The organism is Kitasatospora sp. NPDC015120 (genome assembly GCF_043080305.1).
GTDB lineage: Bacteria > Actinomycetota > Actinomycetes > Streptomycetales > Streptomycetaceae > Kitasatospora.
In genome coordinates, this window is the sequence record NZ_JBIBVJ010000001.1 from 249994 (window position 1) to 269602 (window position 19609).

16 protein-coding genes are annotated in these 19609 nt (G+C 73.2%); 2 read left to right on the forward strand and 14 right to left on the reverse strand.

Annotation, left to right across the window (positions count from 1 at the left end; genetic code table 11):
- Positions 1 to 36: 36 nt before the first annotated feature.
- Both ACF1AK_RS01095 and ACF1AK_RS01100 read right to left on the reverse strand, forming a co-directional pair.
- Positions 37 to 729, reverse strand: a complete 693-nt coding sequence (locus ACF1AK_RS01095) for a hypothetical protein (RefSeq protein WP_391496674.1) — start codon at positions 727 to 729, stop codon at positions 37 to 39.
- A 70-nt stretch (positions 730 to 799) separates the two neighbouring features.
- Complete coding sequence (locus ACF1AK_RS01100) at positions 800 to 1420, reverse strand: dienelactone hydrolase family protein (RefSeq protein ID WP_391496675.1); 621 nt, start codon at positions 1418 to 1420, stop codon at positions 800 to 802.
- A 151-nt stretch (positions 1421 to 1571) separates the two neighbouring features.
- Here ACF1AK_RS01100 and ACF1AK_RS01105 point away from each other — a divergent pair, with 151 nt between their 5' ends.
- Entirely contained in the window at positions 1572 to 3206 is a 1635-nt protein-coding gene (locus tag ACF1AK_RS01105) for an alkaline phosphatase D family protein (protein WP_391497331.1), read from the forward strand.
- Between the two features lie 73 nt (positions 3207 to 3279).
- On the opposite strand, the gene ACF1AK_RS01110 is transcribed toward ACF1AK_RS01105, so the two are convergent.
- From ACF1AK_RS01110 to ACF1AK_RS01135, 6 genes are all read right to left on the reverse strand, one after another.
- Positions 3280 to 4170, reverse strand: a complete 891-nt coding sequence (locus ACF1AK_RS01110) for an ABC transporter permease (RefSeq protein ID WP_391496676.1) — start codon at positions 4168 to 4170, stop codon at positions 3280 to 3282.
- Positions 4167 to 6995 carry an alpha/beta fold hydrolase gene (locus ACF1AK_RS01115; protein ID WP_391496677.1) on the reverse strand — a complete coding sequence of 943 codons (2829 nt, stop codon included), beginning with the start codon at positions 6993 to 6995 and terminating at the stop codon, positions 4167 to 4169. The genes ACF1AK_RS01110 and ACF1AK_RS01115 overlap by 4 nt, the downstream gene beginning before the upstream one ends.
- 87 nt (positions 6996 to 7082) lie before the next feature.
- Positions 7083 to 7544, reverse strand: a complete 462-nt coding sequence (locus ACF1AK_RS01120; protein WP_391496678.1) for a GNAT family N-acetyltransferase — start codon at positions 7542 to 7544, stop codon at positions 7083 to 7085.
- An 11-nt stretch (positions 7545 to 7555) separates the two neighbouring features.
- The gene (locus ACF1AK_RS01125) at positions 7556 to 8494 is read right to left on the reverse strand and encodes an RluA family pseudouridine synthase (RefSeq protein ID WP_391496679.1); all 939 of its coding nucleotides are present in this window, start codon (positions 8492 to 8494) and stop codon (positions 7556 to 7558) included.
- Between the two features lie 65 nt (positions 8495 to 8559).
- A complete protein-coding gene (gene lspA / locus ACF1AK_RS01130; protein ID WP_391497332.1) occupies positions 8560 to 9318 on the reverse strand; it encodes a signal peptidase II in 759 nt (252 codons plus the stop codon).
- A 135-nt stretch (positions 9319 to 9453) separates the two neighbouring features.
- The gene (locus tag ACF1AK_RS01135; RefSeq protein WP_380286833.1) at positions 9454 to 9972 is read right to left on the reverse strand and encodes a TraR/DksA family transcriptional regulator; all 519 of its coding nucleotides are present in this window, start codon (positions 9970 to 9972) and stop codon (positions 9454 to 9456) included.
- A 580-nt stretch (positions 9973 to 10552) separates the two neighbouring features.
- Here ACF1AK_RS01135 and ileS point away from each other — a divergent pair.
- Positions 10553 to 13702, forward strand: a complete 3150-nt coding sequence (gene ileS / locus ACF1AK_RS01140) for an isoleucine--tRNA ligase (protein ID WP_391496680.1) — start codon at positions 10553 to 10555, stop codon at positions 13700 to 13702.
- Positions 13703 to 13839: 137 nt separating this feature from the next.
- Here ileS and ACF1AK_RS01145 read toward each other — a convergent pair whose 3' ends face one another.
- The 6 genes from ACF1AK_RS01145 to ftsZ all read right to left on the reverse strand — a co-directional run bounded on the left by ACF1AK_RS01145 (position 13840) and on the right by ftsZ (position 19220).
- Positions 13840 to 15186: a DivIVA domain-containing protein gene (locus tag ACF1AK_RS01145; protein ID WP_391496681.1), complete on the reverse strand. Its 1347-nt coding sequence runs from the start codon at positions 15184 to 15186 to the stop codon at positions 13840 to 13842.
- Between the two features lie 57 nt (positions 15187 to 15243).
- The gene (locus ACF1AK_RS01150) at positions 15244 to 15525 is read right to left on the reverse strand and encodes a YggT family protein (RefSeq protein WP_030301231.1); all 282 of its coding nucleotides are present in this window, start codon (positions 15523 to 15525) and stop codon (positions 15244 to 15246) included.
- A 92-nt stretch (positions 15526 to 15617) separates the two neighbouring features.
- Positions 15618 to 16220, reverse strand: a complete 603-nt coding sequence (locus ACF1AK_RS01155) for a cell division protein SepF (protein WP_380286836.1) — start codon at positions 16218 to 16220, stop codon at positions 15618 to 15620.
- 227 nt (positions 16221 to 16447) lie between these two features.
- Positions 16448 to 17254 carry a YggS family pyridoxal phosphate-dependent enzyme gene (locus ACF1AK_RS01160; protein ID WP_391496682.1) on the reverse strand — a complete coding sequence of 269 codons (807 nt, stop codon included), beginning with the start codon at positions 17252 to 17254 and terminating at the stop codon, positions 16448 to 16450.
- On the reverse strand, positions 17254 to 17985 hold the full coding sequence (gene pgeF / locus ACF1AK_RS01165) for a peptidoglycan editing factor PgeF (RefSeq protein ID WP_391496683.1): 732 nt from the start codon (positions 17983 to 17985) through the stop codon (positions 17254 to 17256). The genes ACF1AK_RS01160 and pgeF overlap by 1 nt, the downstream gene beginning before the upstream one ends.
- The gene (gene ftsZ / locus ACF1AK_RS01170; RefSeq protein ID WP_391496684.1) at positions 17982 to 19220 is read right to left on the reverse strand and encodes a cell division protein FtsZ; all 1239 of its coding nucleotides are present in this window, start codon (positions 19218 to 19220) and stop codon (positions 17982 to 17984) included. Before ftsZ ends, pgeF begins: the two co-directional genes overlap by 4 nt.
- Positions 19221 to 19609: the final 389 nt, after the last annotated feature.

Here is a 19609-nt window from a genome sequence, read left to right on the forward strand (position 1 = left end):
CCCGAAGGATCGCCCACGTCCCACCCGCAGCCGCCGTCACCGGCCGTGCGGCCCGGTCAGGGCCGCCAGCCGCGCCGAGGCGGCGGCCCTGACCTCCGGCGTCTCCACCGGGTCCTCCCGGAGGCGGGCCAGCCGCTCGCGCACCTCGGGCCCGTCCGGCGCCCGCTCCACCCCCATCAGCCGCGCGGCGTCCTCGCAGTCCCACAGGCACTCCGCATAGATCCCCTCCAGCCCCGCCGGCTCGATCACCGCCAACGCCTCCAGGTACGCCACCCGCTCGTGCGAGTGCGGCGTCCACAGCCAGAACCGCCTGAGCAACGACGCCGCATCCGCGGCCCGCGCCCCGAACCGCGCCAGCGCCCGGGCGGTGTCCGCCGGCCCGCACCACCGCTTCTCCACCCAGTCCCGCTCCAGGCGCCCGACCAGCGTCTCGACGTCGCCCTCGGCGTCGTCCTCGGCGCCCCCCGCGGCCCCCTCGTGCCGCCGCCCGGTCCCGGCCTCCCCCGCCGGCTCCACCCGCACCCCGGTGTCCCGCACCAACCGCGCCAGGTACACCGCCCGCTGATCGGCGTCGTCCCAGCGCCAGTCCCACCGCACGCACCCCGCCACCACCTCGGCGGTCCCCCGCGGATCCTCCGCCACCATCCGCGCACCCAGCCCGCGCCCCCGCTGCACCATTCCGATCAACGACCCCGCCGGCGCGTACCGCCCGTCACTCATCCTCGTCACACCCCCATCCTCCCCGTCCCGCTGCCGCGGGAAGTCGGCCGGGCCGGCTTCCCGCGCCGGGAGGGGCGGGCTACCCGTCCAGCTCGGCCAGGAAGTCCAGGGCCACGGCCCAGGTCCGCCCGGCGGCCTCGGCGTCGTAGTCCGGCAGGTCGGGGTCGGTGAAGAGGTGGCCGGCGCCGTGGTAGCGGTGGATCTCGACGTCGGCGCCGATCCTGCGCATGTTCAGGTACCAGGCGTTCAGCCAGTCCTCCGGCTCGAACGGGTCGGGCTCGGCCACGTGGAGCTGGACGGGGACGGCGGTGGACGCGTCCTCGCGGATGTCGGAGGTGCCATGCAGGAGGAGCAGCCCGCGCGCGTTCTCGTCGGCGAGGGCGAGGTTCTGGGCGAGCGAGCCGCCGAGCGAGAAGCCGGCGTAGACGAGGGCGGTGCCGGGGGTCAGCAGCGGGGCGGCCGCGCCGACCGCCCGGCGCAGGAGTTCCTCGCTGCCGACCTCCTCCTTGTACGCCATGCCCTCCTCGACGTCGTCGAAGGTCCGCCCCTCGTAGAGGTCGGGGGTGTGCACGGTGTGCCCGGCGGCACGCAGCCGGTCGGCGGCGGCGTGGACGGCGGGACGCAGGCCGAAGGCGGAGTGCAGGAGCAGGATCTGGGCCACGGGGAAGGACTTCCTTGCAGCGGACGGGAACCCTCCCATCATCGCGCATGGCCGCCAGGTGGCCGCGCCCACCCGCCGCGGTGGCGCGACGCCCAGGGCCGGTGAATCGACGACGAACAGTCAGTTCTGCCTCTGGAACAGCCCATTACCCGCCGGTAGCCTGTCCGCCGTGACCGACCTTGTCGAAGACATGACCCCCGCCCGCCCCCACCGCCGCCAGGTGCTCAAGGCCACCGCCATCGTCGCGGGCGCCGCCGCCCTGCCGCTCACCCTCGGAGCCACGGCCCGGGCCGCCACCGCCCCGCAGTTCCTGCACGGCGTCGCCTCCGGCGACCCGCTGCCCGACGGCATCCTGCTCTGGACCCGGGTCACCCCGGCCCCCGAGGCCGTCCCCGGCTCGGGCCTGGGCGCCGACACCGAGGTCCGCTGGGAGCTCGCCGCCGACAAGGGCTTCACCCGGATCGCGGCGAGCGGCACCGTGACCACCTCCGCCGCCACCGACCACACCGTCAAGGCGGACGTCCGCGGCCTCACCCCGGACACCGCCTACTGGTACCGCTTCACCGCCGGCGCCACGACGTCCCCGGTCGGCCGCACCCGCACCACCCCGGCCGCCGACGCCGCCCTCGACCGGCTCCGCTTCGGCGTCGCCTCCTGCGCCAACTGGGAGGCCGGCTACTTCTCCGCCTACCGCCACCTGGCGGCCCGCGGCGACCTCGACGCCTTCCTCTTCCTCGGCGACTACATCTACGAGTACAAGACCGGCGAGTTCTGCGCCGCCGGCTCCGTGGTCCGCCCGCACGCGCCCGCCCACGAGATCCTCACCCTCGCCGACTACCGCACCCGCCACGGCCGGTACAAGACGGACGAGGACCTCCAGGCCCTGCACGCCCAGGTCCCGGCCATCGCGATCTGGGACGACCACGAGTTCGCCAACGACGCCTGGTCCGGCGGCGCCGAGAACCACACCCCGGGGGCCGAGGGCGACTGGGCGGCCCGGGTCGCCGGCGCCAAGCAGGCCTACTTCGAGTGGATGCCGGTCCGCCCGTCCGTCGCCGGCACCACCTACCGCCGCCTGCGCTACGGCAAGCTCGCCGACCTGCACCTGATGGACCAGCGCTCGTTCCGCTCCCAGCAGGTCAAGGTCGGCAACGGCGAGGTCGACGCGGCCGGCCGCACCATCACCGGCCGCGCCCAGATGGACTGGCTGAAGGCCGGCCTCTCCGCCTCCGACACGACCTGGCGGCTGATCGGCAACGAGGTGATGATCTCCCCGGTCGCGCTCTTCTCGCTGCCGGACCACCTGCTGCGCCCGCTGGCCAAGCTGCTCGGCCTGCCCGGCGAGGGCCTGGCGATCAACACCGACCAGTGGGACGGCTACACCCACGACCGCCGCGAGCTGCTCGGCCACCTCAAGGCGAACGGCATCACCAACACCGTCTTCCTCACCGGCGACATCCACTCGGCCTGGGCCGCGGACGTCCCGAACGAGGCCGCCACCTACCCGCTGTCGGGCAGCGCCGCCACCGAGTTCGTGGTCACCTCGGTCACCTCGGACAACATCGACGACATCCTCAAGGTCGCGCCGCAGACCCTCTCGCTGGTCGCCGCCACCGCGGTCAAGGCCGCCAACCCGCACATCAAGTGGGTCGACCTGGACTCGCACGGCTACGGCGTCCTGGAGGTCACCCCCGCCCAGACGCAGATGGACTACTACGTCCTCTCCGACCGGACCCGCAAGGACGCCACCAGCACCTGGACGCGTTCCTACCGCACCAAGTCCGGCACCCAGCGGATCGAACGGGTCTACTCCCCCGTCAAGTAGCCACCACCGCACCGGCCCCGCCCTCCGGCCGCCCCCGGAGGGCGGGGCCGTCACCGGAGGCGCCCCGGACGCGCTACGACACCACGTCCTTGCGGGCGAACCCCCGGAAGGCGAGCGCCAGCAGCACCGCCGCGTAGGACAGCGAGAGCGACACCCCCTGCACCATCCCGCCCCACTCCATCCGCGGCTGCAGGGCGTCCGCCCACGCGTACTGCCAGTGCGCCGGCAGCCAGCCCCGCAGGTCCCCGAGCGCCGTGATGGCGTCCAGCACCCCGGTGATGATCGAGGCGAACACCGCCCCGCCCACCGCTCCCAGCGGCGCGTCCGTCGCGGTGGAGAGCCAGAACGCCGCCGCGGCGATCACGATCTCGCTCAGGAACACGTACCCCACCGCGACCGCCAGCCGGGGCAGCGCCTCCCCCGCCGTCAGGCTCGCCCCGACGGGCAGCTGGAGGTCCCCCCAGCCGTACGCCGCGGTGCCGACCGCCAGCCCGACCAGCGGCAGCAGTGTCACGGCCGCCGCCGAGAAGAGCAGCCCCACCAGGAACTTGCGCACCAGCAGCCGGGTCCGCGGCACCGGCGCGGCCAGCAGGTAGCGCAGCGAGGACCAGCTGGCCTCCGAGGCCACCGTGTCGCCGCAGAACAGCGCGACCGGGATCACCAGCATGAAGCCGGTGCCCATGAAGAGCATGGTCGCCGCGAAGTTCGGCCCGGAGGCCGTGGCGAGCTCGATGAACGTGGTCCGGCCGGTCCGCCCGGGCGTGCCCGCGACCGCGAACGCCGCCAGCACGACCAGCGGCATCGCGGCCAGCACCCCGCCGATCACCAGCGTCCGGCGCCGCCGCAGCTGGCGGACCACCTCGACCCGGAACGGCAGGGTCCGCCCGGCCCGGTAGCCGGCCGCGTGATCGGCCCCGTGATCGTCCGCCCGGCCGGCCGGCACCTCCGTATCCACGGCGCTCACGCCGCACCTCCGATCAGCGACAGGAACGCGTCCTCCAGCCGGCGCTGCGGCCCGGCCGACTCCACCGGCACCCCGAGCCGCACCAGCTCGGCGAGCAGCCGGCTGCCCGTCATGCCGTCCAGCCGGACGAGCAGTCCGCCCTCCACGGCCTCCGCCGAGCCGACCCCGTCCAGCGCGGCCACCTTCCCGGCCGCCGCCGCCAGCTCCATCGCCCCGAACGAGGCGTCGGTGCCGATCAGCAGCTGCGCGCCCGCGCCGACGATCTCCGCGACCGCGCCGGTGGTGACCAGCCGGCCCCGGTCCATCACCACCAGGTCGCTGCAGCTCTGCTCGACCTCGGCCAGCAGGTGGCTGGAGACGATGACGGTCCGCCCGGCCGCCGCGTACCGGATCATCACCTCGCGCATCTCACGGATCTGCGGCGGGTCCAGCCCGTTGGCCGGCTCGTCGAGGATCAGCAGGTCCGGCAGGCCGAGCATGGCCTGGGCGATCGCCAGGCGCTGCCGCATGCCCTGCGAGTAGGTGCGCACCGCCCGGTCCAGCGCCTCGCCGAGCCCGGCGATGGCCAGCGCCTCCTCCAGGTGCGCGTCCGCCTCCGGACGGCCGGTGGCCTGCCAGTACAGCCGCAGGTTGGCCCGCCCGGTGAGGTGCGGCAGGAAGCCCGCGCCCTCGACGAACGCGCCGACCCGGGAGAGCACCGGGGCGCCGGGCCGCACCAGGTGGCCGAAGACCCGGATCTCGCCGGCGTCCGGCCTGATCAGACCCATCAGCATCCGCAGCGTGGTGGTCTTGCCCGCGCCGTTGGGCCCGAGCAGGCCGAGCACCTGGCCCTGCTCCACCCGGAAGCCCAGGTCGCGGACGGCGTACCGGTCGGCGGCGCCCTTGTAGCGCTTGCTCAGGCCGGTGATCTGCAGCGGCACCCCGGCCAGCGCCGGATCGTACGCCGGTCCGTGCGCCCGGCGCGCGGACCGGGCCGCACGCAGCCTCGGCACCAGCACCAGCGCGGCGGCCAGGGCGAGCGCCACCAGCGGCAGCACCCAGGTCCGGGACGGCAGCGGCGCCGCCTCGGTGACCAGCTCCTCGACGGTCGGCAGGGTCACCGGTCCGGTGACGGCCGCCCGGTAGGCGGCGGGCTCGGTGGGCGAGGCGTACGCGAGGTCGGTCGAGGCGAGCACCAGCCGCAGCCGGTGCCCGGCGTCGAAGGTGTGGTCGACGGTGGGCAGCGCCACCGTGACGGTCCTCCCCCCGGGCGCGTCCGCGCCGGTCACCCGCAGCGGGGCGGACAGCTGCTGAGGCAGGCTCTGCTTGCCGTCCGGGGCGACGTCGTACAGCTTGGCGAAGAGCACCGCGTCCGGCCGGTCCGCCTCCACCCGGACGTCCACGGCCGGCTGTCCGGTCAGGTGCACCGAGCCGTCCAGCGGCGCCGACTCGAAGGCGGCGTACTGGCCGGGGAAGTCCAGCGACAGCCCGGCGCCCAGCTGGGACGCCTGGCCGAGCGCGCCGCCGAAGCCCGGCAGCGCGGAGATGTTGGGCGGCGCGCCGCCGGGCGGGTTGGCGAAGGCCTGCTCGGCCTCGCCGGAGGGGGACTTCAGCTCGATCCGCCGCGCGCCGGTGCCGCCGAGGCCCGGGTAGGCGTCCGCGCTCGCCCCGCGCAGCACCGTCTGGAAGCCGGTCGAGTCGACCCCGCCGGTCCTGGTCACCCGGAACGCCGCGCCGGTGTCTCCCCCGCCGCCCTTCGGCCCGTCGCTCTTCAGGTGGCGGTCGAACCACTGCACCACCCGGGCGTCCACCCGGTCACTGGTGTCGGTCGCGCCGTCGTGCCCGCCGGCGAACCAGTCCACCGCCACCGGGGCGCCGTTGGCGGCCACCGCCCGGGCGATCGCGTCGCCCTGGTCGAGCGGGAACAGCGAGTCCTGCTGGCCCTGGACCACCAGCGTGGGCGCCTTCAGCCGCTCGGCGACCGAGGACGGGCTGGAGCGGTCGAGCAGTGCGACGGCCTCGGGGTCCGCGTGCCCGGAGGCCGCCACCCGGTCGTACATCCGGCACAGCTCGTCCAGGAACCGGCCGCAGCCGACCTGACCGCCGCCCTGCTCGGGCGCCAGGGCCGGCCGCGCCGCACCGCCGGACGGTCCGAGCTCGCCCACCGAGCCGGTGGTGAAGAAGATCCCGGCCCACAGCTTCTTGAACACGCCGTCGATCGCGCCGGAGCCGCGCACCCCCTGCGGGAACAGCGCGTCGGCCAGGTTCCACCAGGTGATCGCACTGGCCACCGCGTCGATCCGGCTGTCGTACGCGGAGCCGAGCAGCGCCACCGCGCCGCCGTACGAGGCACCGGTGATCCCCACCCGGGGGTCGCCGGGGCCGTCCTGCCGGACCTCCGGGCGCTGCGCCAGCCAGTCCACCAGGTGCTTGACGTCCTCGACCTCGCGGTCCGGCGCGTTCAGCCCGATCCGCCCGCCGGAGCGCCCGAAGCCGCGTGCCGACCAGGTCAGCACCGCGTACCCCTGGCGGGCGAGCTCCTGGGCGCGTTCCCGCTCGCCCTCCTTGGAGCCGCCGAAGCCGTGCCCGAGCAGGACGGCCGGGCGCGGGCCGTCACCGGTGGTGAAGAAGGAGGTGTCCAGCTGGACGACCTGCGGGCTGCCGGGCGTCTCGGGCATGGCGAGGAAGCGGTCCTCCTGCCGGACGGACTGCTCGCCGCCGGCCGCGACGGCCACCGCCGTGCCGACCCCGGCGACGGCCACCAGGGCCACCGCCCCGGCCACCAGTCTCCGTCCGGCGGCCGTCCCACGGCCTCGCCACCGGCGCCACGCCCCTCCGAGCTCCATGGCGGTGATCGTAGCCGCCCCCGGAGTAGGCGTCCGATAAAATCACCGGCCCGGCGGGCCCAGGCCTCCCGGTGGACCGGAGCGGGCCTAGAGCACCCGGGTCATCGTCCGGTGCGGGATGCCGGCGTCCTCGTAGACCGGCCCCTCGGCCGCGTACCCCAGACGCTCGTAGAACCCGAGCGCGTGCACCTGCGCGTGCAGTTCCATCTCGCGCGCCCCGCGCGCCACTCCCGCGGCCTCGACCGCCCGCACCAGCCGCGCGCCGAGCCCGGTCCCCCGGGCCGCCCTCAGCACCGCGAGCCGGCCGAGCAGCACCCGGCCCTCGATCCCGCCGGTGAGCCCCAGCGCCTGCTCCCCGAAGATCAGCCGCGCGGTGCCGACCGGCTCACCGTCCGCGCCGAACGCCAGCAGGTGCTCCGCGGTGGCGTCGAGGTCGTCCCACTCCTCCTCCTCGGCGATCCCCTGCTCCACGATGAAGACGTCCCGGCGGACACCGTGCACCAGCGCGAGGTCGGCCTCCCCCCGCGCCACCCTGATCGTCCCGTCCATGTCCGGCCCCCTCAGCTCTCCGACGCGATGATGTCCAGTGCCTTCCGCAGGTCCGCAGGGTACTCGCTGGAGAACTGCACCCACTCGCCGTCCGCCGGGTGCTCGAAGCCGAGCGACACGGCGTGCAGCCACTGCCGGGTCAGGCCCAGCCGCTTGGCGAGTGTCGGGTCGGCCCCGTAGGTGAGGTCGCCGACGCAGGGGTGGCGCAGCGCGGACATGTGGACGCGGATCTGGTGGGTGCGGCCGGTCTCCAGCTTGATGTCCAGCAGCGAGGCGGCCCGGTAGGCCTCGACGAGGTCGTAGTGGGTGATCGACGGCTTGCCCTCGCGGGTGACGGCCCACTTCCAGTCGGAGCTGGGGTGCCGCCCGATGGGCGCGTCGACGGTGCCGCTGAGCGGGTCCGGGTGGCCCTGGACCAGGGTGTGGTACTTCTTCGCGGTCACCCGGTCGTGGAACTGCCGCTTGAGGTCGGTGTAGGCGCGCTCCGACTTGGCCACCACCATCAGCCCGGAGGTGCCGACGTCCAGCCGGTGCACGATGCCCTGGCGCTCGGCGGCGCCCGAGGTGGAGATCCGGTAGCCGGCCGCGGCGAGCCCGCCGATCACGGTGGGGCCGGTCCAGCCGGGGCTGGGGTGCGCGGCGACGCCGACCGGCTTGTCGACGAGCACGATGTCCTCGTCGTCGTGGACGATGCGCATGCCCTCGACCGGCTCGGCGACGATCCGCACCGGTGCGGCGGGCGCCGGGATCTCGACCTCCAGCCAGGAGCCGGCGGTGACCCGGTCCGACTTGCCGGCGACTGCGCCGTCGAGCGTCACCTTGCCGTCGGCGGCCAGCTCGGCGGCCTTGGTCCGGGAGAAGCCGAACATCCGGGCGAGGGCGGCGTCGAGGCGCTCGCCCTCCAGGCCGTCGGGAACGGGGAGGCTGCGGATCTGCGCTGCGGTACTCACCCGTACGAGTATGCCGGACGCGCGCCGCCCCGCCGGACGCCTCCCGCGGCGCCGGGGCCGTGACGCTACTCGGCCCCGCCGGCCTTCTCGCCCTTGTCCGCCGGCTGGTGCACGGTGCCGTCCGGGTTGCTGCCCCGGAAGGAGAGCAGGACGACCAGGATGCCGCCGCAGACGATCGCCGAGTCGGCGAGGTTGAAGACCGCGAAGTGCTGGACCGAGATGAAGTCCACCACGTGCCCGCGGAAGACGCCGGGCGAGCGGAACAGCCGGTCGGTGAGGTTGCCCAGCGCCCCGCCGAGCAGCAGGCCCAGGGCGATCGCCCAGGGCAGGCTGTACAGCCGCCGGGCGATCCGCCAGATCACCACGATGACCGCCGAGGCGATCATGGTGAAGACGACGGTCAGCGCCTGCCCCATGCCGAAGGCGGCGCCGGAGTTGCGGATCACCTGGAAGGTCACCACGTCGCCGATCACCTTGATCGCCGCGTGGTTCTCCAGCCGGGCGACGACCAGCAGCTTGCTGCCGAGGTCGATCAGGAAGGCGAGCAGGGCGATGATCAGCAGCACGCCGATCCGCCGGGGGCCCTTCGGCTCCTCGGCCGGCGCGGCCTCCCCGGCCGGGGCCGGTTCCCCGGTCCGCGCCGGAGCCTGCGGCAGGGCGGCGGCCTCCGGCTGGGCGGAGGACTCCGGTCCGGCAGGAGCCTCCGGCCGGGCGGCGGGCGCCGCGGGGTCCTCCCCGTCAACCGGGACGGCCCCGGCCGCGACGTCGGCGGGCGTCGGGACGGACTCGTCCCGGGTCTGGGGGGAACCTTGCGTACTGATGATCCGCTCCGCTGCCGTGACGTGGGGGGCCGAGGGCCGGTGGGAAGCCCGATCCGCCGAGGGGTCGGGCGACGTTACGGGGTCGAGCCTACGGCACGCCCGACCCCCCGCGTCGCCCCGGCCGCTCGCCCGGAGCCGTCAGCGGCGTTCCTGCTTCGCCTTGCACTGGACGCACAGCGTCGCCCGGGGGAACGCCTGCATCCGCGCCTTGCCGATGGCCTGGCCGCAGGACTCGCAGGTGCCGAAGCCCACGCCCTCCAGCCGGGCCAGCGCGTGCTCGGTCTGGGCGAGGCTGTCGCGGGCGTTGTTGGCCAGCGCCAGCTCGCTCTCCCGCGAGATGTTCTTCGTACCGGCGTCCACCTGGTCGTCGCCGGCTCCGTCGTTGGAGTCGCGCATCAGACCGGTGATGGCGGCCTCGGCCGCGCCGATCTCGTGCTGGAGCCGGTCGATGTCGCTGATCAGCTCGGCGTGCAGCTCGTGCACCTCCTCGGAGGTCCACGGGTCCTCGCCGGGCCGGACCGGCAGCTCGGCCGGGTCGACCGACTCGGCGCCGCCGGCGGACCGGGCGGCGGCCCCGGCCGGAGCCGGGGGACGGGTGCGGCCCGGGGCCACGAGGGTGGTGTCGGTGGTGTTCTTGCGCCGTGCGGTAGTGGTCACGGTCCCCTCCCCTGGGTCGCCTGCCACGGCCTTGCGTGTCCGCTTGGTGGCGGTACCCGCGCCGGTTGCCTTCTCAGCCATGGCTTCGACCCCATCTACGAACGAATCGAGCCGCCGGTTCCCGGCGGCTTCCAGTGCCGGAACGATAATCCCGATCAAAATCGGTCACAACATGACATACCGACGCCCCACAATGATCCCACTCGGGCAGACGTCACAACCGCCACGCCCAGCACGCCGAACAGAGTTGTGCCCCCGGGCCGGGCGCGCCGAAACCGACTTGCGACGGCCGATACACTGGGCCTGCAAGGCGCAGATGGGGACGAGTACCGCAGTACGCAGCCACCAGCGACCCGGGGACGGTGCGAGCCCGGGGGTGTGCACCGCGCGAAGATCACCCCGGAGCCGCCGGAAGAACGGTCCGCGACCTCGATCGCCGGCCCAGTAGACCCGGCCGCAAGCCCAAACAAGAGGGCCGCACGCAGGACCGCGGCCAAGGAGGGTGGTACCGCGGGACGGCACGCCGTCTCGTCCCTCCGTCGGATCCCGTCCACGCATCCGCCGGAGGTAGACGCCCGCGATGGCCAGCACCTACAACCCCGTCCCCGCGCAGGTCGACCTGCCCGCCCTCGAACACCAGATCCTCTCCTTCTGGCAGGACAACAAGGTGTTCCAGCGCAGCCTGGAGCAGTCCGAGGGCCGCCCCGAGTGGGTCTTCTACGAGGGCCCGCCGACCGCCAACGGCATGCCCGGCGCCCACCACATCGAGGCCCGCGTCTTCAAGGACGTCTTCCCCCGCTACCGGACGATGAAGGGCTACCACGTCGCCCGCAAGGCCGGCTGGGACTGCCACGGCCTGCCGGTCGAGCTGGCCGTCGAGAAGGAGCTCGGCTTCTCCGGCAAGCAGGACATCGAGGCGTACGGGATCGCCGAGTTCAACGCCAAGTGCCGCGAGTCGGTGACCCGCCACACCGACGCGTTCACCGAGCTCACCACCCGGATGGGCTACTGGGTCGACCTCGACGAGGCCTACCGCACCATGGACCCGTCCTACGTGCAGTCCGTCTGGTGGTCGCTCAAGCAGATCTTCGACAAGGGCCTCCTGGTCCAGGACCACCGGGTCGCCCCCTGGTGCCCGCGCTGCGGCACCGGCCTCTCCGACCACGAGCTGGCCCAGGGCTACGAGACCGTCGTCGACCCCTCGGTCTTCGTCCGCTTCCCGCTGACCAGCGGTCCGCTGGCCGGCCGGGCCGCCCTGCTGGTGTGGACCACCACCCCGTGGACCCTGGTCTCCAACACCGCCGCCGCCGTGCACCCCGAGGTCACCTACGTGGTGGCCACCGACGGCACCGAGCAGCTGGTGGTCGCCGAGCCACTGCTGGCCAAGGCCCTCGGCGAGGGCTGGGAGCCGACCGGCGAGTCCTTCACCGGCGCCGAGATGGAGCGCTGGGCCTACCGCCGCCCGTTCGACCTGGTCGAGATCGAGAACGCGCACTACGTCCTCAACGCCGAGTACGTCACCACCGAGGACGGCACCGGCATCGTCCACCAGTCGCCCGCCTTCGGCGCCGACGACCTCGCGACCTGCCGCAGGTACGGCCTGCCGGTGGTCAACCCGGTGCTGGCCGACGGCACCTTCGCCCCCGAGGTCCCGCTGGTCGGCGGCCAGTTCTTCAAGAAGGCCGACGAGGCCCTGGTCAAGGACCTCCAGGCCCGTGACCTGCTCTTCCGCCACCTGCCGTACGAGCACAGCTACCCGCACTGCTGGCGCTGCCACACCGCGCTGCTCTACTACGCGCAGCCGTCCTGGTACATCCGCACCACCGCGGTCAAGGACGCCATGGTCCGGGAGAACGAGGCCACCAACTGGTTCCCCGAGAACGTCAAGCACGGCCGCTTCGGCGACTGGCTGAACAACAACATCGACTGGGCGCTCAGCCGCAACCGCTACTGGGGCACCCCGCTGCCGATCTGGCGCTGCGAGGAGGGCCACCTCACCTGCGTCGGCTCGCTGGCCGAGCTGACCGAGCTGACCGGCACCGACCAGAGCGGCCTCGACCCGCACCGCCCGTACATCGACGACGTCACCTTCGCCTGCCGCGAGTGCTCCGGCACCGCCACCCGGGTGCCCGAGGTGATCGACGCCTGGTACGACTCGGGCTCGATGCCCTTCGCCCAGTACGGCTACCCGTACCAGAACAAGGAGCTGTTCGAGAAGCGCTACCCGGCGCAGTTCATCTCCGAGGCGATCGACCAGACCCGCGGCTGGTTCTACACGCTGATGGCCGTCGGCACCCTGGTCTTCGACAGGAGCTCGTACGAGAACGTCGTCTGCCTGGGCCACATCCTGGCCGAGGACGGCCGCAAGATGTCCAAGCACCTGGGCAACATCCTGCAGCCGATCCCGCTGATGGACCAGCACGGCGCCGACGCCGTCCGCTGGTTCATGGCCGCCGGCGGCTCGCCCTGGTCGGCCCGCCGGGTCGGCCACGGCACGATCCAGGAGGTGGTCCGCAAGACCCTCCTCACCTACTGGAACACCGTCGCCTTCCAGGCCCTGTACGCCCGCACCTCCGGCTGGGCCCCGTCCGCGGCCGACCCGGCCCCGGCCGACCGCCCGCAGCTGGACCGCTGGGTGCTCTCCGAGCTGAACACCCTGGTCCGCGAGGTCGACGCGGCCTTCGAGGCGTACGACACCCAGCGCGCCGGCAAGCTGCTCTCCGGCTTCGTCGACGACCTCTCCAACTGGTACGTGCGCCGCGGCCGCCGCCGCTTCTGGCAGGGCGACGCCGCCGCGCTCGCCACCCTGCACGAGGCGCTGGAGACGGTCACCCGGCTGATGGCCCCGCTCACCCCGTTCATCACCGAGCGGGTCTGGCAGGACCTGGTCGTCCCGGTGGTCCCGGACGCGCCGCTCTCGGTCCACCTGGCCGGCTGGCCGCAGGCGGACGAGTCGCTGGTCGACGCCGACCTCTCCCGCCACATGGCGCTGGTCCGCCGTCTGGTCGAGCTGGGCCGGGCCACCCGCGCCGAGTCCGGCGTGAAGACCCGTCAGCCGCTGTCCCGGGCCCTGGTCGCCGCCCAGGGCTGGGACGAGCTGCCCGCCGACCTGCGCGCGCAGATCGCCGAGGAGCTCAACGTCTCCGCCCTGGAGTCGCTCGCCGCGTCGTCCCCCTCCGGGGCGGACGGCGGATCGCTGGTCGACACCACCGCCAAGGCCAACTTCCGCGCGCTGGGCAAGCGTTTCGGCAAGGGCGTGCAGGACGTCGCCAAGGCGGTCGCCGCCGCGGACGCCGCCAGGCTCGCCGCCGAACTGCGCACCGGGGGCACCACCTCCGTCGAGCTGAACGGCGAGAGCGTCACCCTCTCCCCCGAGGAGGTGATCATCACCGAGACCCCGCGCGAGGGCTGGGCCGTCGCCAACGAGTCCGGTGCCACCGTCGCCCTCGACCTGGCGATCACCCCCGAGCTGAAGCGCCTCGGCATCGCCCGCGACGCGATCCGCCAGATCCAGGAGGCCCGCAAGAACTCCGGCCTGGACGTCGCCGACCGGATCGTCCTGCGCTGGCGGGCCACCAGCGACGAGACCGCGGAGGCCATCGCCGAGCACGGCGCCCTCGTCGCCGAGGAGGTCCTCGCCACCGACTTCGCCGCCGGCGCCGCCGACTGGCAGTCCGACACCTTCTCCGACGACTCCCTCGGCCTCGCCTTCCAGCTCCGCAAGGCCTGACCGAACCCGCCGCAGCCGCCGCCGGTCCACGACCGGCGGCGGCTGCGCCGTGCCCCGACCCGGCGCGCCACCACGCGAAAGCGCCCCCTCCCGGACCCGAAGGGTCAGGAAGGGGGCGCTCGCTACGAACAGCGCGCCTAGTTGTCGCCGTCCTCGTCGATCAGGAAGCCCCGCATGGGCGCGGGAGCCTGCTGCATCGGCTGCGGCGGCTGCGGCCGGACCGCCGCCATCGGCTGGGTCATGCCGGCCGGCTGCATCTGCGGCGCACCCGAGTTGCCGCCCGAGGCCTGCCCGCCGAAGCCCGGCGCACCGGAGTTCCCGCCGAAGGAGCTCTGCCCGCCGAAGGAGGGCTGGTTCCCGCCGAACGACGGCTGGCTGCCGCCGAAGCTCGGCGAGGGGCTGCTCATCGCGCTCGCACCGGCGGGGGCCATCGACGACGCGGCCGGCGGCAGCGAGGCGGTGGCGGGGATCCGCGGCGGGGCGAGCGAGTCGTCCGCCTGCGACTCCAGCTGGCGCAGCTGGGTCTCCAGGTAGGACTTCAGGCGCGTCCGGTACTCGCGCTCGAACGCCCGCAGGTCCTCGACCTTGCGCTCCAGCGTGGCGCGGGCGGACTCCAGCGAGCCCATCGCGACCCGGTGCTTCTCCTGGGCGTCCCGCTCCAGCGCGTCGGCCTTGGCACGGGCGTCGCGCTCCAGGCCCTCGGCGCGGCTGCGGGCCTCGCCGACGATCTTGTTGGCCTCGGAACGCGCCTCGGAGATCGCCTGGTCGGCGGTCTGCTGGGCGAGCGCCAGCACCCGGGCGGCGCTGTCGCCGCCGGGGCCCTGCTGCTGCATCGGGGCGCCCATCGGGCCGCCCATCTGCTGCGGGCCGCCCATGGGGCCGCCCATCTGCTGCATCTGCTGCTGGCCCATGCCCTGGCCCATGGGGTTGCCCATGCCCTGCGGGCCGCCGGGGCCGCCCATCGGCTGCAGCATCTGACCGCCCATCGGCTGGACCAGCTGCTGCTGGCCGCCCATGGTCTGACCCATCTGCTGCTGCGGGCCGCCGGGGCCGCCCATCGGACCGCCCTGGCCGGCGGGGAGCTGCGGGGCGCCGGACGGCAGGCCGAGCGGCTGGTTGCCCATCTGCTGCTGCTGCGGGCCGGGGCCCATCTGCTGCTGCGGACCGCCCGGGCCCATCTGCTGCTGCGGGCCGCCCGGGCCGCCCTGCTGGCCGGGGACCGGCGGGCCGGATATGGCCGCCGGCACGGGGGCGCCGGGCCGGGCGTCCTGCGGCGGCTCCTTGCGCATGTTGGCCTGGTTCTGCGCGGCGGCCCGGGTCGCTGCGGCCAGCTTGGCGCGCAGGTCCTCGTTCTCGCGGAGGAGACGGGTCAGCTCCGCCTCGACCTCGTCGAGGAAGGCATCGACCTCGTCCTCGTCATAGCCTTCGCGCAGGCGGACGGTCGTGAACTGCTTGTTCCGAACGTCCTCGGGGGTCAATGGCATCTCTTCACCTCAACGTGATCGTCGGCACCGGCATCCTGTCGCATCGCTCACCTACGACTAGGGCCGCACAAGCGAGATCAGGACATACACAATGATCATCAGTACGAAGAAGGACAGGTCGAGCGCCACGCCCCCGAGACGCAGCGGCGGAATGAACCGCCGCAGAAGCTTGAGCGGCGGATCCGTGACAGTGTACGTGGCCTCCAGGACCAGAACCATGGCCTTGCCCGGCCGCCACGAACGCGCGAACTGGAAGACCCAGTCCATCACCAACCGCACGAGCAGGAACACCAGGAAGACGGTCAGTGCGTAGTAGAGCACTGCCCACACGATCTCCATCGCGCTTCCCTCTCCCCTGTTCTCGGCCCGCGGGCCGCTCTCCTGTCGCTAACTCACTGTCGATCAGATCCACACGTAAAGTCGTGGCCGGGTCAGCTCTGGTTGAAGAACCCACCCTCGGCGATCCGAGCCTTGTCCTCCGCCGTGACATCGACGTTAGCAGGCGACAGCAGGAACACCTTCTGCGTCACGCGCTCGATACTGCCGTGCAGACCGAAGACGAGTCCAGCCGCGAAGTCTACGAGCCGCTTCGCGTCGGTGTCGTCCATCTCCGTGAGATTCATGATCACGGGGGTACCACCGCGGAACTGTTCGCCGATGGTACGGGCCTCGTTGTAGGTCCTAGGGTGCAGCGTGGTGATGCGGTAGGGCTCTCGTTCGTTCACGACCTTGGGCATGATCACCGGGGCGCTCTTCTCCAGGTTGTGGCGGCGTTCGGGTGTGATGGACGACACTGGGGCCATCCTCGGGGTTTCCTGGCGGATCGGGACGGCGGCCGGGACCGGCTGCGGGGCGATCGAGGAGACCGGCGCGGGCGCGGGCGCGGCCGGCCGCGGAATGTCCTCGGTCCGTCCGGTCCGGATCGGCTCGGGGTCCGCGTCGTAGTCGTCGTCGGGGTCGTACCCCTGGCCGTCGTACGTCTCGTCCTCCACGAGGCCGAGGTAGACCGCCATCTTGCGCATCGCGCCGGCCATGCTCCTGTCTCCTCCGCTTGTGGTGGACCGGCTCCGTCCCGGCGGCCGGGCCGTGCGGCCCCGCCTGCGGATTCCGCGGTCCGCCCACGACGCTTCATCGGGCCGACGGCCGGTCAGAGTTCGTGGATGAGGGCCGCGGAGCTGCGATCCACGGTTGGCTAGCGCTCAGATAAGCTGCTAGCTTCTGTCCTATTTTGTCCTGCAGTCTGATCTACTACCCGGTGACGTTACCCGAGGGGTGACCGCACTCCGAGTACCGCCGTTCCGACGCGCACATGTGTCGCCCCGGCGGCAATGGCCTGCTCAAGGTCACCGCTCATCCCTGCCGACACCATGGTGGCAGCCGGATGGTCGGTGCGTACGGCGGTTGCGATTTCCGCCAGCCGATCGAAGGCCGCCGCCGGGTCGCCGGCCAGCGGTCCGGCGAGCGGAGCGACCGTCATCACACCGTCCAGGCGCAGCCCGGGCGTGTCGGCGATCGCGTCGGCCAGGGCCGCGACGTCCGCCGGGGCGACCCCGGCGCGGTGCTCGCCCTCGCCGTGCTCCTTGTCCAGCGCGATCTGCACCAGGCAGCCGAGGTCGGCGCGCCCGGCCTTGCGCACCGCCGCGCCGAGCGACTCCACCAGCCGCGGCCGGTCCACCGAGTGGACGCGATCGGCGTAGCGGACGACCGAGCGGACCTTGTTGGTCTGCAGCTGGCCGACGAAGTGCCAGTCCAGAGGAAGGTTTCTGCACTGCTCCGCCTTGGGTGCGGCGTCCTGGTCGCGGTTCTCCGCGACGTCGGTGACGCCCAGCCCGGCCAGCAGCGCGGTGTCCTCGGCGGGGTAGGTCTTGGTGACCACGATCAGCCGGACCTCGTCGCGGGCCCGCCCGGCGGCGGCGCAGGCGTCGGCGATCCGGCGCTCGACGACCTCCAGATTGGTGCCCAGTTCCTCGTAGCGGGCCCGCTGACCATCCGTCAGCGCGTCCAGCCAGTCCTTGTCCGGAAACTGACCGGAACCGGCCGGGAACGGTCCGTAGATGTCATTCGTCATCAGTGTTCAGAGCCCAACCAGACATAGCTCGCGAGCCGGCCGGTGCGCTGCTCGCGGCGGTAGGAGTAGTGATCGGCGGATTCGAGGGTACAGACCGGTGACCGCACCAGTCCGGTGATCCCCGCGGCGGCCAGCTGGGCCTCGACCCCCCGCGGCACGTCCAGCGCCGGGGTCCCCCAGGAGGTCTCGGCGTACGCGGCGGGCACCCGGTCCGCGACCTCGGCGCGCAGCCCCTCGGGCACCTCGTAGCAGCGGCCGCAGACCGCGGGGCCGGTGGCGGCGGTGATCCGCCCGGGCTCGGCCCCGAGTTCCGTCATCGCCCGGACCACCGCCGGGACCACCCCGGCGGCGAGGCCGGGCCGTCCGGCGTGGGCCGCGCCGACCACCCCCGCGACCGGGTCGGCCAGCAGCACCGGGGTGCAGTCGGCGGTGAGCACCGCCAGGGCCAGCGGACGGTCGGTGACCACCGCGTCGACGCTCGGCGCCCCGCCGGCCGGCTGCCGCTCGGTCACCACGGCCACGTCCGCGCCGTGCACCTGGTTCATCCAGACCACGTCGGCCGGGTCGAGGCCGAGCGCGCGGGCCGCGATCGCCCGGTTCTCCCGGACGGCCGCCGGGTCGTCCCCCACCGCCCCGCCGAGGTTCAGCTCCCCGTACGGCGAAGTGCTCACCCCGCCCCACCGGGAGGTGAAGGCGAAGTGAGCACCGTCGCGGACCGCGTGGTCGATCACTTAAGGAAATCCGGGACGTCGAGCTCCTCCGCCGGGCTCTCCACGAACGGCTGGCGGACCGGCTGCACCTGCGGCGGCACCGGGGCGGCGGTCGCGGTGGCCGGGGCCTCGGCCGGGCGGGCCGGGGCGGAGCCCTCGCCGTCCGGACGGGAGGTCACCGAACCGATGCCGCCGTAGGAGGGGCGGCCGGCCGGACGCTCGGGGGCGCTGCCGCCGGACGCGGAGGCCGGCGGGTTGGCCGGGGTCCCGCTCGCCTTGACCACCGGCTCGCGGACGATGGCCGGCGGCTGCCCGCCGTCGAAGCCGGCCGCGATGACGGTGACCCGGACCTCGTCGCCGAGGGCGTCGTCGATGACGGCACCGAAGATGATGTTGGCCTCGGGGTGGGCCGCCTCGCTGACCAGCTGGGCGGACTCGTTGATCTCGAACAGGCCGAGGTCGGAGCCGCCGGAGATGGAGAGCAGCACGCCGCGGGCGCCGTCGATCGAGGCCTCCAGCAGCGGCGAGGAGATCGCCATCACGGCGGCGGCCTTGGCGCGGTCCTCGCCGCGGGCCGAGCCGATGCCCATGAGCGCCGAGCCGGCGTCCGACATGACGGACTTGACGTCGGCGAAGTCCAGGTTGATCAGACCGGGGGTGGTGATCAGGTCGGTGATGCCCTGGACACCGGAGAGCAGGACCTGGTCGGCCGAGCGGAACGCGTCCAGGACGCTGACCTGGCGGTCCGAGATGGACAGCAGCCGGTCGTTGGGGATCACGATGAGGGTGTCGACCTCTTCGCGCAGGGCGGCGATGCCGTCCTCGGCCTGGTTGGCGCGCCGCCGGCCCTCGAAGGTGAACGGGCGGGTGACCACGCCGATGGTGAGCGCGCCCAGCGAGCGGGCGATGTTGGCGACGACCGGCGCGCCGCCCGTGCCGGTGCCGCCGCCCTCGCCGGCGGTGACGAAGACCATGTCGGCCCCCTTGAGGACCTCCTCGATCTCCTCGCGGTGGTCCTCGGCGGCCTTCCGGCCGACCTCGGGGTTGGCGCCGGCGCCGAGGCCCCGGGTGAGTTCACGGCCCACATCGAGCTTGACGTCGGCGTCGCTCATGAGGAGGGCCTGCGCATCGGTGTTGATCGCGATGAACTCGACGCCCTTGAGACCGACCTCGATCATCCGGTTGATGGCGTTGACACCACCGCCGCCGATACCGACGACCTTGATGACTGCGAGGTAGTTCTGCGGTGCTGCCACGTCGAAGGCCTCTCGCCTCGAATTTCCGGGTCGGCCCGATGCCCGGTCAGGGACGAACCGACGGATGTCGATGGGTAGGGAGCCTGGTTCCTGACGTAATGTCCGAAATGCCGACCGCCGACCCCAACCCTAAACTTGACCTTTAGGGTTAGTGCTGCGCCTCTGTCACATCACCAGGGAACAGAGGCTGGTGACACAGGACACTAGGTGGCTCCGGCCACGTGTTTCAACGAACACGCCGAGCTTCCCTTTTTCTTTTGAGCCTATGTGATCATCGACCGGCGAATGACACCGGGGTGACCACCAAGGGTCGGGCCGACACGAAACCGCGTCAAGCCCACCCGTCGCCCGCCGCCCTGTCGGCGACGCGCTCCGCGCGAACCCCTTGT